Consider the following 13,235-nt stretch of genomic DNA (forward strand, 5'->3'; position numbering starts at 1 on the left):
AAAACGAAAAACCGGGGAACTTTAACGCTACCCGGTTTTTTAATCTAGAGTATAGCCTAGCGATACCCAATTGTCATCCTGCTAAATTAAACTTTAGCAGCCGCTCTCATTACCAATTCACCTTTAGCATACTTAGCAGCAAAATCTTCTAAAGAAACTTGCTTAATCTTGCTTGCGTTACCAGCAGTACCAAACTGTACATAACGGTCAGCACAAACCTTTTGCATATACTTAATAGAAGGCTTGAGGAAGTGACGAGGATCAAATTCCTTGGGATTAGAAGCCAAAGCTTCACGGACAGCCGCAGTAATAGCCAAACGGTTATCAGTGTCGATATTTACCTTACGAACACCACTCTTGATACCTTTTTGAATTTCTTCTACAGGTACACCGTAAGTTTCAGGAATAGCACCACCAAATTGGTTAATCAGTGCAATCAAATCTTCGGGTACAGAAGAAGAACCGTGCATTACCAAGTGGGTGTTAGGTAAACGGCGGTGAATTTCTTCAATGCGGCTGATAGCCAAAATTTCACCAGTAGGCTTACGGGTAAACTTGTAAGCACCGTGGCTAGTACCGATAGCAACAGCCAAAGCATCTACTTGAGTTGCTTCTACGAAGTTAACAGCTTCATCGGGGTCGGTTAACAGTTGAGAATGGTCTAGTGTACCTTCAAAACCGTGACCATCTTCAGCTTCACCAGCACCGGTTTCCAGAGAACCTAAGCAACCTAGTTCACCTTCAACGCTGACACCCAAGGAGTGAGCGACGTTGACAACTTCACTAGTAACTTTGACGTTATATTCAAAACTGGCTGGGGTCTTAGCATCAGCTTCCAAAGAACCATCCATCATCACACTAGTGAAATTGTTCTTAATTGCTGAATAGCAGGTAGAAGGAGCATTACCATGATCTTGGTGCATGACAATGGGAATTTGAGGATAGGTTTCTACCGCAGCCAAAATCAGGTGGCGCAAGAAGTTTTCACCGGCATAATTACGAGCGCCGCGAGAAGCTTGTAGAATTACGGGGCTATCTGTGTCAGCCGCCGCTTTCATAATTGCTTGAATTTGTTCTAAGTTGTTAACGTTAAAAGCGGGAATGCCGTAACCGTTTTCAGCAGCGTGATCCAAAAGCAACCGCATTGGTACAAGCGCCATATATAATCCTCCTAATTTGGATATTAGCCAGTCAGTTTAATAGAAGCGTAATATTTATCTTAATGTAATTGTTACGCTAATCTTAAGGTTTTTTTCAACTTACAGGAAATTATAACTAGTCTAGGGTGTTTATGTTGAAAAAGTTTACGGCTGTACTGTATCGACATTAATCTATGATTTGCAGGTACTGTTGTACTGTTAGCTACTGTCAACACTGTTGGCTTAGTAGCTTGATATACAAATAATTGGGAATAGAGAGTAGGTAAAGAATTTTCTCCCCAGTCCCCAGTCCCCAGTCCCCAGTCCCTAATCCCCAGTCCCCAGTCTCCTGACTCTTGCTTCCTGTCCTACTAATGCCAAAATAGCAATCGCATAAGGTAACATCAATAAAAATTGATAGGGAATATTTGCGCCCAAGGCTTGTATTCTCAGTTGCAAAGCTTCCGTTGCACCAAATAACAAACAAGCTAAAGCAGTACCTTGTGGATGCCATCTACCCAATATTAAAGCGGCAATGGCAATAAATCCTTTACCAGCACTCATCCCCTCCGCAAAAAATCTTACCTGTATTAAGCTGAGATTCGCGCCCCCTAAACTCGCCAGACAGCCACTAATAATTACAGCCAAGTAACGCACTGATACTACTGAGACTCCTGCTGTATCCGCCGCTTGGGGATACTCTCCTACAGCCCGTAAGGTTAAGCCAAAGCTGGTGTAAAACAATATATAATTAGTTAATGCAATAAGTAAAAATAGTAAATAAAATAAAATATCTTGCTGAAATAAAAGATTGCCAATCACGGGAATGTTAGCTAAACCGGGAATAATGAACGGTTTAATTTCTGGTAATCTTTGGGTACTATTACCTGAAAATACTAACCGCGCCAAAAATGATGTCATTCCCGATGCGACAAGATTAATTGCTAACCCAGAAACTAACTGATTAACGCCCAAATTCACACATAAGAAAGCGTGCAACATTCCTACCAGTCCGCCAACAATTAAGCTGGCTAAAATACCCAGCCAAGGATTACCAGAGTAAAAACTTGTCACAGCAGCAGTAAAAGCACCAGTAAGTAACATTCCTTCTAAAGCAATATTTAATACTCCTGAACGTTCAGAATATAAGCCTCCCAACGCAGCATAAGCTAGAGGTATAGCTAGATGGAAACTCGCAATGAGATAATCAGAAAAGAAGTTCAGCTTGTTCATAAATTATAGGTAATGGGTAGGCTGGGAAGCTGGCAATAATATAATAAGTTCCACTAATTAGTAAAGATTAGTTGCTTTTTGTTGTTAATTGCTTTTTTCCATTGCAAGCTATCCCTTAGCAGTTGCCAGCCCTAAAAGCACTTATATACAGGTGTATATCTATCGAGCAGCAAAGCTCACAAACGGACATGATATAAATATTTGATTACTAAATTGATTTAAAATTCCTGTATGTCAGTATTTAAACCTGAAGATTGCTTGATTTTAGTCGTCGATGATGTTAAATTAAATTTGCAAGTTGTTGCTAACATCTTAGACAAAGTAGGCTATGAAATCACCTTAGTTTCCAATGGATATCAAGCCTTAGAACGAGTCCAATCTGCTCGTCCAGATTTAATATTATTGGACTTGATGATGCCAGATATAAATGGCTTAGAGGTATGTGAAAAAATCCAAGCTAATCCAGAATTAGCAGATATTCCTATTATTTTTCTGTCCGCGAGTCAAGAGCAAGAACATTTACTGAAAGCCTTTGAAAAAGGTGCAGTTGATTATGTCACTAAACCATTTCATACAGCGGAACTTCTAGCTCGTGTGAGAATGCATTTAGAATTAAAATATTCGCGGCAGAAATTAAAAAAATTACTAGAAGAACAGAAGGAATTAGTCCAAGAATTGGAAAGATTAGCTAATACCGATCCATTAACTGGAATTTGGAATCGCCGTTATCTTTTAATAATAGCCGAGCAAGAAATCAAGCGGAGTCAGCGATATAATTTTGCATTTTCTGTACTCTTAATAGATATTGACCATTTTAAAAAAGTTAACGATACCTATGGACATAATATCGGAGATGAAGCAATTATTTTCATGACAACAACCGTCCTCGATCATTTGCGTCAAGTAGATTGTTTTGGTAGATTTGGCGGTGAAGAATTTATAGTATTATTACCAGAAACAGATATAGACGAAGCTGTAGTGGTTGCTGAACGCATTCGAGAACAGATTAGTAATAAATCCATTTCTATGGAAGATAAAAAAGTTTCAATTACAGTCAGTATTGGTGTGGCCAGTTATAACTTGGGAGATAAAACCATTGATGTTATCATTCAAAGAGCGGATCAAGCAGTTTATCAAGCGAAGAACCAAGGACGCAACCGAGTAATTGCTAATGACAGCAGGGAACAGGGAATAGGGAATAGAGAACAGCACAGTCTTGGGTTTTCCCCTAGTGGAGAGACTGGGGAAGAACAGAGTTCAAATTCTCTTGATAGATAGCTTTCTTCGTAAATTTTGTAACTCATTTATCTGCAATCTGCTGTATATTTATTAAATAGGTATTAGAGTAGCTATTGCTTGTTTTACAGATGGAAACTGCTCAATTATTAAAGGTAACTGTTCCATATCAAAAGCATTTAACTTAGTTTGCAAAGAATCAGCATAATTAACCAATAACTGACACTGATACTCGTGTCCCCATAGCTTTAGACGCTGAATAAATTGCTTTAGCTCACGCATTTTTAGTGTTTTACGTAAACTATCCCATACAATTTCTTCTTCCTGCTGTAACTTGATTAATAATTCTGATAAATTAATGGGATTATTTAATAATTGTGGTTTTTCACTATTGGTGTCAGACCTATCTAATTGCTGCCTCATTTCAACATTAATCACAGTTAGTAAATATTTCTTAAATTCTTGAACAAGTTGGATACAGCTAATAGGTTTAGATAAGAATCCCTCACAGATTTGTTCAAGTTCATATTTTTCTTGAGCTTGAGACGAAGCAGTGAGAATGATGATAGGAATATTTTTGGTTTTTTGATCCTGTTTAAGATGTTGTGCTGTTTCTTTTCCATCCATGCGGGGCATTCTCAGATCCAGTAAAATCAAATCTGGGAGGTGTAATTGAGCTAAATTAATCGCCTGTTGTCCATCTTTTGCCAGTAGAATTAGATGATGAGTTTTATGAAAATATCCCTTGATTAATTCCCGATTTGATGCCACATCATCTACAACTAATATCGTGCTAGGGGTAAACTGGTTTAAATCATCATCTTGAGAGGATTCCACAACTATTTCTTTCAACCCAATGGCAGGTGAAACTGCTGGAAAAACCAAAGTAAAAATACTGCCTTTTCCCAATTCACTTTGGAGTGCGATTATTCCCCCCATCATATTCATCAATCGTTTAGTAATTGCCAATCCTAAACCTGTACCACTATATTTACGATTAGTTTGTGCTGAACTTTGGAAAAATGCTTCAAAAATGCTTTGTTGTTGTTCACGAGCAATACCAATACCTGTATCTTCAACGGCAATTTCCAGCCAAATTTTTTCTTCTGTATTTGTAGAATAGGTTTGAGCGCGGATACATATTTGAATGTATCCTTTTTCTGTGAATTTTAAAGCATTACCAATAACATTGAAAAGGATTTGCCGTAACCGAACTTCATCAATATCAATAACTTGAGGTACTTTATCTTCAATAACTGATTGCAGGATTAAATTTTTATCGGTTGCATTGGGGCTAAATATTTGTAATACTTCTTTGATTAGTTCTCGTAAATCAACAGGTTCATAGTAAAGTTCTAACTTACCTGCTTCAATTTTAGATAGATCAAGAATATCATTAATCAATGCCAGTAGAGTTCTACCACTAGAGGCAATGGCTTGAACATAAGAGGCGATTAGAGGTTCTTTCACCTCGGATTGCAATAAATCGGCAAAACCCAAAATAGCATTCATCGGGGTGCGAATTTCGTGACTCATATTAGCCAGAAATTCGCTTTTGGCTTGGTTAGCAGTTTCGGCTTGCCGTTTTGCTTCCTCTAGCGCCAAATTTTTCAGCGTCAGTTCTTTTTCGGCGTGTTTGCGAGCCGTGATATCCATAATCACAGCTAAAAATACTCTTTCTCCCCATTGTTCCATTAGTTGCAAGTGAACTTCCGCAGGATAGCAACTGCCATCAGCACGACAATGAAGGGACTGAAAGTGAATAATTTTTGTTTGGCCAGTTAATAACGGAGCAATTAAAGATTGAAATTTAGCTGCTGTCATTTCTGGCTTAATATCCAGAGGTGTCATCTGCTGCATCTGTGGGAGAGAGTAGCCTAAATTTTGCAGTCCTCCTTGATTAGCGTATTTAAATCTGAATGTTTCCGCGTCAAAGACATAAATTTCATTCAGACTGGCTTCTAGTAGATTTGACAGGTAAATTTTTTCAGTTTCTGCGGCTTTGCGATCGCTGATATTCTCAACAAGATAGGAAAAACGAGGGCAATTGCTATCAGAAATGCCAATATAAGAAACGGTAACAGATAACCATGTTACATTTCCATCTCCAATGTGCTGATACTCAAACCGTACTGGTTGACTTGTGCGTTGACTTTCTCGATAGTGAGTTATCCAAGTATGAATATCCTCTGGAAGTATCCCCATTTGACTGGCAAGTTGATTGTGCATTGCTTCTGGGGTCGTGCCGAAAAACCGAGCAGTTGCAGAGTTATCAGATAAATGCAAGATGTCATCATCTAGTAATTCCACCACACCCATCATCATTGGTGCAGAATCATAAAAGCTCCGCACAGTTGCCTCTCTTTCTCTAAGAGCGGCTTCGGCTTGTTTAGTGCGGACTAATTCTTGTTGTAAACGCTGATTGGCTGCTTGCAGTTCTAGAGTCCGTTTGGTGACTTTTGCTTCTAGTTCTGCATTAGCTGTTTGGACTTGTTCAAGTGAAGGATTTGCCGATTCCATAATTCAACCCAGAACTTGAGTGTATTAATACTCTTTTATTGTTCCCTAAATATTGCTCTAGCACACCAAACAAGTTATCAATCAAGGATTCTTCTATTTTTAGTAAAAGTAGTGATCTTGATCACATTTATACAATGATATTAATCACTTAACAATATAGATAAAATCACTGACTATCACCTAATAATATCAGCCATAAACTGAACGCATATCACAGATGTACCTTATCTTAGTCACTTTCCAATTCCTAAAAATCAGCGAATATTAATTATATTAAGCCACACATAGAAAATATCCATGCCGTTGATTAATTGTATTTTTAACCAAAATTTTCCGCAAGTTTCTCAGCCTGGAAGTCAAATCAGCACCCAAAGCGATAATGATAATATTTATACGTTAGAAGATTTGATTCAAACTCTGGAAGAAGTAGCTAACTATTTAGGGCTTGCTGAAAAAGTCTTTTCGTGAAGGCTAGGAGTCAGGAGGAAGAATTAGAAGGAGATAAGAATAGTCTCAAATTTCAGAAAGTGATAGGTTTTTAATGGCTTCAATGCTTATTCCTTGCACCTAATTCACTTTTTTAACTCTGCAACTCTTAATATATATAGGTTTTCGGTTTATATGCCTGACGGCACGCTCCGCGAACAGTAAGCCGTAATTAAATATGCGTGGTTTGAAACCCTTGTAGGGACAATTCATGAATTGTCCCTACATTCATTTTCGGAGATGTCTAATAGACATAGGAGTTATACCATTTCTTTATGAGGCTGCGCTGAATTTTGTAACCTTGTCTTTTCCTCCTCTGTGTTCTCTGTGTCTCTGTGGTTCGTTCCTTTCTAAATTTGGCGCATCTTTATACAGAATTGGTATTAGGAGTGAAAATTAAATGTGCGTTTCCTAGAACCCTTGTAGAGACGTTCCATGGAGCGTCTCTAGTACACTGCGGCGTAAGTTAAGGGACTATTCTCAATCGTTCAAAAGCTGATTCCATATTACTTTTGACTTTTGACTTTTGACTTTTGACTTTTGACTTCCGCGAAGCGGTACTAGATTCTTTTCTGGAGATGTCTAATAATATTAACAACTCCCAGCCCAAGTTATCCATGTATGGGATAAGCCTATGAGTAGAACTTCCTTGCTTGTCTCCGGTGGAGTGGTAATTGCATTAGTTAAATCTGCATCATTTAGTTCTGATTCCTCGATATTGCTACCAATCAAATTTGCTTTTTGAAGATTCGCACTACTGAAATCAGCACCACTTGTATCCGCTTCACTGAGATTTGCATCCATTAAATTAGCAAACTTTAAATTTGCGCCACGCAAATCTGCATGACTGAGGTTAGTTTCCTGGAAATTCACCCTCATTAAATCAGCACCAATTAAATTGACTTCACTCAAGTTCGCACCTTGCAAATTTGCGCCATTTAGGTCAGCATTAGTCAAATTTGCACGACTCAAATTACATTTACTCAAGTTGGCTTCACTTAAATCAGCACCACTCAAGTCAGCTTCAGATAAATTGACACCTCTTAAGTCAGCTTTTGTTAACTTTGCTTGATGCAGATTTGCTCCCTTAAAATTCCGTTTTCCTGATGTATATTGGCTCAGGAATCTTTTAGCATCCATAATTTTACCTCTTTTATGTCTATAGGTAAGTTCAACACTCCTCAAACTACACAAAAGACATTTGGGTAATTCTATTGTCCTCAATATTTTGAGATTTTCAATGTTTTCTTCATAGAAAGATACTTAACTTAATACATTATCAAATCCCCTATTTTTCCAAAAAATTCAGAAATTTTCTTGATTAAGGTTAAAATCTACTTAGTGAAAGCAGAAACAAGAAATATTCAGATGACGGCTAATTTGATATCTACCAATATTCCTGATTTTCTCAGTATCTTAACTCAAACAGCGATCGCTTATCGACAGGGAAATAAACTTCCTACTGCGGAGTTAGTAGTGAATGCGTTGTTACAAGCCGAAAAAACTGCCAAGCAGCAACACCTAAATTATCCTTTTGATTCTCTCATCGGTAAATGGCGGCTTTGTTTTGCTACTGGTACTAAAAAAGTGAGAAAGCGGGGGGGAATTATTTTGGGTAAGGGTTTCTATGTGCCAAAATTGGCCGCAGCTTATATTTCTTTTAGTGCTAATAGCGAAATTACTAATCAAGCAAAATTAGGTTCGCTGTTGTTGAAACTCACCGGACCAGCACAATATCCAGGAAAGAAAAATCTCTTAGCTTTTGATTTTACTCAAATGGAAATTAGTTTATTTGGTCGTGTTGTTTATCATCAGCCGATTCGTTCTGGTAAGGTTAAATCTGAGGATTTTTACAGCCAGTCTATAGCTAAATTACCATTTTTTGCCTTCTTTTTAGCAACGGAAGATTTTATTGCCGCCCGTGGTAGAGGTGGGGGTTTGGCTATTTGGATTAAAGAAAGTTAGAACAATTAAACATTAAAAATGAAATAAAAGTTAAAAGATAAGGATAGATCCCCGACTTCTTGAAGAAGTCGGGGATCTGGCACTAATTTATAATAGAGATCGCTCGATCACTTCACTCACTAATTGATTACCTTTAAGGTTAAAATGAATATTATCTTGATATAAGCTTTTGGGATTTTTCATTGTGTTTAATTCTGGGAGAAAATCAATGTAGGTAATTTGCTGTGATTGAGCAAAATCACTGAGACGTTTACGGGCTACAATTTCATAATCACGGGGTCCTGGTTCGCCAATTTCTCTCAATAAAGGAGTCATGGCAAGTATAAACTTACTGTTATTTTCTTGGGCAAAACTGTGAATTTTACCAATCGCTTTTAAATTAATATCTACGCGATCACCCGCTTCTTTTTGAACTGCTTCTAGTTCAGGTATGGGTTTTTGTTTAAATAAGTACCGATTTAAAACTTCTATAATTGCTAAAGGCGGTTTACGATCTGGGTAATTGCGATCGCGTCCCACTGGTAAGGATGTAGGAGCAGTAGCAAATAAATCATCTGTATTAATTAATAACACCATGACTTGAGCTTGAAAACTGCCAAACCGCTGCAAATAAGCTAATTCATTTCTTGGTCCCCAGGAGTTAGCTGAAGCATTTAGCACTTCTACCTGTTGGTAATTACTCTTAACTGCCAAGGAAGTCATCATCAAACTAGAGATGGTATTTTGTTGATCTGTCCACCAACCACCGTTAGCAATAGAATCACCTAACAGCAAAATTCGCAGTGTTGAAGGTTGAGGTAACTTTTGTAATGGCGCACTTCGCATAGAATACTCATTAATTTCAATGCGATTTCCCATTCTGCGGGTGTGTTGATTGGGTGCTAATAAATAACCAATTTGTTCATCACCAATATAAACCAAGGGATTACCAAAACCAAACAGCGATCGCAATCCCAACTCTATCACTGCAAATAACCCCACAAATACTACCAAAATCACCATCAACACTACTTTCACCTGCAATACCTTTCAACATACGTGTTTAATTAGACTAAAATAATTCGTAATTCATAATTCGCAGGGAACAGGGGGGAAATGGGGAAGTAGAGGAGGAAAGGGAAGTTGATAACCCAATCACCAATTACCAATCACCTATTCCCAAAATATGGGGTGAAAGTCCCCCTGCTTCTACAAGCAGCGGGTTTTGTGTCGGGGTAAAATCCCCGTTGCAAAACTTAATTCTACATTCTAAATTCTAAATTCTTCATTCTTTTAACATTATTAGCCCCTAGTAAGGACTACAATCAAAGCGAACAGGATAGTCATGTAACAAAGGAGGCTTACAAAAGTATGTCCGACTTAAATCGCGGAATTATGAAATTTGAAGGTGCAGATTCACCAAAAGTCGTCACAATCTCCACCGTGTTAGTTTTGGGTTCAATCGCAGCACTCATTATCTGGGCGTTGCAATCTGCCTATGCTATAGGCTAAAATCACTGATAAGCGCAGAGGACACTGGCAACAAGGATTGACCTAGCTGTCCAGTGTCCATTAAGCCATCAATTAGACTGTCAAAAAAAATAATTAAAAATTAGATTTGCTATTTGCGATTTTAGATGCAATATAAATCTAAAATTCATAATAAACAATAAATGTTTCAGCTTTGGGGTTTATTAGTTATTTTAATTACCTGTCCACTCTTAGGGGCAATGCCGCTAATTAGTTGGATCACCTACGCTATCAAGCGTCAGCGGTTATCACAAATCGGGACAGGAAATATTAGCGTCTCCGCCGCCTTCTATCACGGTGGTAAACTGGTGGGTATTCTGGCAGTGATGTCAGAAGCTTTGAAAGGAATTGCAGCGGTATCCATCGCCCGTTTTTTCTTTCCAGAAGGTTCATTTTGGGAATTAATTGCGTTAATTTCCCTGGTGACAGGCAGGTATACTTTTGGTAGAGGTGCAGGAACGACAAACGTAGTTTGGGGATTTTTGTTCCACGATCCCCTGATTGCAGCATTTGTCAGTTTAATAGCCGCCATCGGTTTTATTGTTCTGCGTTCCAGACGGACAATTAAATTCGGGGTTTTGATCTTATTTCCCGTCTTGGTGGCGATTCTGCATTTTAATGATTTTCCCAGAATTGTCGCTGCATTTGCGTTAGCAGGTTTACTAGGATGGATTTATACGCAAATCCCCGATGATATGGATCTGCCGGCAGCAGAAGCTGACGCGCAAACGCAACCGATGATGGAATATTTAAGCAGTGGTGAGCCAGCGATTATCACTTTAGATGATGAACTAGAACCAGAGGTATTTGGAGCTAAGGCAGCTACCTTATCCCAAGTTAAACGTTGGGGTTATCCAGTGCCAAAAGGATGGATTCTAGCGCCTTATGATGATCCAGCCCTGTTAATTGATTTTCTCCAACCATCATCACTTTCACCCTTGGTAGTCCGTTCTTCGGCGATTGGGGAAGACTCAGAACAAGCTTCTGCGGCTGGACAATATGAAACAATTTTGAATGTCACCAGTAAACAAGAATTAGAAATAGCGATCGCTCAAGTCCAAGCCTCCTATAATTGTCCTGGTGCTGTTCAATATCGCCGCGATCTCGGTGCTAAGGATGCAGCGATGGCAGTATTAATTCAAGCCCAGGTACAGAGTGTATTTTCTGGTGTCGCCTTTAGCCGTGATCCTATTTCCCAACAAGGTGATGCGGTAATCATTGAAGCTGTATCGGGAAGTCCATCACAGGTGGTTTCGGGAAAAGTTACACCAGAACAATATCGGGTGTTTGTGGTTGGTGAAGAAAAGTTATCTAGCATTCAATTTGAGGGAGAAGGGAAAATTCCCCAACCATTAATTAAACAAGTAGCATACCTAGCCCGACGACTAGAATACCGTTATCATGGCGTTCCCCAAGACGTAGAGTGGAGTTACGATGGACAAACTCTCTGGGTGTTGCAAACCCGACCAATTACCACTTTATTACCTATTTGGACCAGGAAAATCGCCGCTGAAGTCATTCCTGGTGTCATTCATCCCTTAACTTGGTCGATTAATTTACCTTTAACCTGTGGGATGTGGGGCGAACTGTTTACCATAGTTTTAGGCGAAAAAACCCGTGAGTTAGACTTTACCAAAATGGCAACGCTGCACTACTCTAGAGCCTATTTTAATGCTTCCTTTTTAGGGGAAGTCTTTATAGAAATGGGTTTACCGCCAGAAAGTTTGGATTTTTTAACTAGAGGCGCAAAAATGAGTAAACCCCCTCTAGCTTCGACTTGGGAAAATTTACCAGGACTAACGAAATTATTACAGCGGGAAATCAGCTTAGAAAAGGAATTTAAACAAGATTATCGGCGGCGGTTTATTCCGGGTTTGACAAAATTAGCAAATGAACTGATTGAAGAATTATCAGCACCGGAGTTGTTAACCAGAGTTGATTTAATTCTCGATTTACTCAACCAAGGTACTTACTACAGCATTTTATCTCCATTGAGTGCTGCTATCCGTCAAGCGGTTTCTGGGGTGAAAGAAGAGCAAATTGATTATAGTATTACTCCAGAAGTTTCATCCTTGCGATCGCTCCAACTTTTAGCCACAGATGCTAAAGAAATATTACCAGAACCAGACCCTGAGAGAATATTTGAGCAGTTGTCAGAAACTCCAGAAGGTCAAAGAATTTTGGATGATTTTGCCGAAATCATGGAAGATTACGGTTATTTAAGTGAAGTAGGAACTGATATTTCCGTACCCAGATGGAAAGAACAACCTCAACTCGTTCAACAATTGTTTATCCAGTTGATCCAAGGAAATGAACCGAAAAATACGGATGACTCTAAAAAACGTCAGCAAGGTTTTGTCCAAAGTCGCGTGGATCTCAAAGGACGAGTAACAGAGATTTATTCCCGCTTATTAGCCGAATTACGCTGGACATTTTTAGCTTTAGAAAAGATTTGGCTAAAGACTGGTTTATTACAGCAAACTGGGGATATCTTCTTTTTAAGATTGGGTGAAGTGCGACGTTTAGCCGCAGATGCTGATCCAGAATTGAGAAGTAAACTTGCTCAATTATTGCAAAATCGGCGATCGCAATTGATCGCAGATGGCCAAATTACTCAAATTCCTCCTCTAGTTTATGGCAATAATCCCCCCCATCCCATCACCGCACCCATTGATACCTCTGACCATATCCTACTAGGTATTCCCGCCAGTCAAGGACAAGTCTCAGGACAAGTTAAAGTGGTGCGAAATCTACAAGAAGTAGGCGAAATTAATAAGCAGACAATTCTGGTTGTACCTTATACCGATTCCGGTTGGGCTACCATCTTAGTCAGAGCCGGCGGAGTCATAGCCGAAGCAGGTGGTAAACTTTCTCATGGGGCTATTGTCGCTCGTGAGTATGGCATTCCCGCAGTTATGGATGTACGTGGAGCGACCTATCTCCTACAAGATGGTCAACAAGTCCGCATTGATGGCTCTAAGGGCATTGTGGAAATGGAGGAATTTGTCGCTTAAGAGGTGACTGGGGACTGGGGATTGGGGACTGGGGATTAGGGATTGGGTTGTTTACCTCCCCATCTCCCCATCTCCCCATCTCCCCATCTCCCCATCTCCCCATCTCCCTATTCCCTATTCCCTATTCCCTTTA

The 13,235-nt window shown here is 39.2% G+C and carries 10 protein-coding genes; 5 read left to right on the top strand and 5 right to left on the bottom strand.

All coding sequences use genetic code 11. The features are described from left to right. Positions 1–86: 86 nt before the first annotated feature. Entirely contained in the window at positions 87–1,160 is a 1,074-nt protein-coding gene (fba, locus tag VB694_RS05140) for a class II fructose-bisphosphate aldolase (protein WP_323359238.1), read from the bottom strand. Positions 1,161–1,466: 306 nt separating this feature from the next. Continuing rightward, positions 1,467–2,372 (bottom strand): ABC transporter permease, encoded by a 906-nt coding sequence (locus tag VB694_RS05145; RefSeq protein WP_323359239.1) that lies wholly within the window; start codon positions 2,370–2,372, stop codon positions 1,467–1,469. A 231-nt stretch (positions 2,373–2,603) separates the two neighbouring features. Here VB694_RS05145 and VB694_RS05150 point away from each other — a divergent pair, with 231 nt between their 5' ends. Then, the gene (locus VB694_RS05150; protein WP_323359240.1) at positions 2,604–3,650 is read left to right on the top strand and encodes a diguanylate cyclase; all 1,047 of its coding nucleotides are present in this window, start codon (positions 2,604–2,606) and stop codon (positions 3,648–3,650) included. 51 nt (positions 3,651–3,701) lie between these two features. Here VB694_RS05150 and VB694_RS05155 read toward each other — a convergent pair whose 3' ends face one another. Next, positions 3,702–6,128 (bottom strand): ATP-binding protein, encoded by a 2,427-nt coding sequence (locus VB694_RS05155; protein ID WP_323359241.1) that lies wholly within the window; start codon positions 6,126–6,128, stop codon positions 3,702–3,704. Positions 6,129–6,425: 297 nt separating this feature from the next. Here VB694_RS05155 and VB694_RS05160 point away from each other — a divergent pair, with 297 nt between their 5' ends. Continuing rightward, on the top strand, positions 6,426–6,596 hold the full coding sequence (locus tag VB694_RS05160) for a serine dehydratase (protein ID WP_323359242.1): 171 nt from the start codon (positions 6,426–6,428) through the stop codon (positions 6,594–6,596). A 609-nt stretch (positions 6,597–7,205) separates the two neighbouring features. On the opposite strand, the gene VB694_RS05165 is transcribed toward VB694_RS05160, so the two are convergent. Further along, a complete protein-coding gene (locus VB694_RS05165; RefSeq protein ID WP_323359243.1) occupies positions 7,206–7,754 on the bottom strand; it encodes a pentapeptide repeat-containing protein in 549 nt (182 codons plus the stop codon). Positions 7,755–7,982: 228 nt separating this feature from the next. Between VB694_RS05165 and VB694_RS05170 the strand changes: the two genes are divergently transcribed. Next, on the top strand, positions 7,983–8,579 hold the full coding sequence (locus tag VB694_RS05170; RefSeq protein WP_323359373.1) for a hypothetical protein: 597 nt from the start codon (positions 7,983–7,985) through the stop codon (positions 8,577–8,579). A gap of 87 nt (positions 8,580–8,666) precedes the next feature. On the opposite strand, the gene VB694_RS05175 is transcribed toward VB694_RS05170, so the two are convergent. Then, entirely contained in the window at positions 8,667–9,596 is a 930-nt protein-coding gene (locus VB694_RS05175; protein WP_323359244.1) for an SGNH/GDSL hydrolase family protein, read from the bottom strand. A gap of 333 nt (positions 9,597–9,929) precedes the next feature. On the opposite strand from VB694_RS05175, the gene VB694_RS05180 reads away from it, so the two are divergent. After that, positions 9,930–10,070: a hypothetical protein gene (locus VB694_RS05180; RefSeq protein ID WP_323359245.1), complete on the top strand. Its 141-nt coding sequence runs from the start codon at positions 9,930–9,932 to the stop codon at positions 10,068–10,070. Between the two features lie 161 nt (positions 10,071–10,231). Beyond that, positions 10,232–13,102, top strand: a complete 2,871-nt coding sequence (locus VB694_RS05185; protein ID WP_323359246.1) for a glycerol-3-phosphate acyltransferase — start codon at positions 10,232–10,234, stop codon at positions 13,100–13,102. Positions 13,103–13,235 lie beyond the last annotated feature (133 nt).

Source organism: Anabaena sp. UHCC 0451, assembly GCF_034931405.1.
Lineage (GTDB): Bacteria > Cyanobacteriota > Cyanobacteriia > Cyanobacteriales > Nostocaceae > RDYJ01.